Origin of the sequence: Pollutimonas rozaliensis (assembly GCF_048751585.1) — a bacterium.
Taxonomy (GTDB): Bacteria; Pseudomonadota; Gammaproteobacteria; order Burkholderiales; family Burkholderiaceae_B.
The window spans coordinates 1-268 of sequence record NZ_JAZHOB010000133.1 but is presented as its reverse complement, the minus strand read 5'-3'; the positions used below and the strand labels follow the sequence as shown (position 1 = coordinate 268).

The following is a 268-nucleotide window of genomic DNA, read 5'->3' as shown; positions in this document are numbered from 1 at the left end:
CTGCTCGCAGGCCTCTGGGTAGCGCCCCTGCTGATACAAAAAGGCAGCATAATTGTTGCGTGCCCGCGTAAACGAGGGCGAGGCGCTCAGCGCCTGCTGGAAATAGCGATTGGCGAGATCGCGCTCTCCCTGCTGCTGATAGACCAGCGCAATCGCCTGAAGTGCCTCCGGGTGGCGAGCATCCAGTTCCAGTGCTCGGTCCAGCGCGCTCAGGGCGCGGGGCAGGTTGTCCCGCTCCAGGTAGGCCACCCCCAATTGGGCATAGGCA

1 protein-coding gene is annotated in these 268 nt (G+C 63.8%); it reads right to left on the bottom strand.

What is annotated here, in order from left to right; genetic code table 11:
* On the bottom strand, positions 1-268 hold a 268-nt coding region (locus tag V0R37_RS22270), incomplete at both ends, for a tetratricopeptide repeat protein (RefSeq protein WP_420376577.1).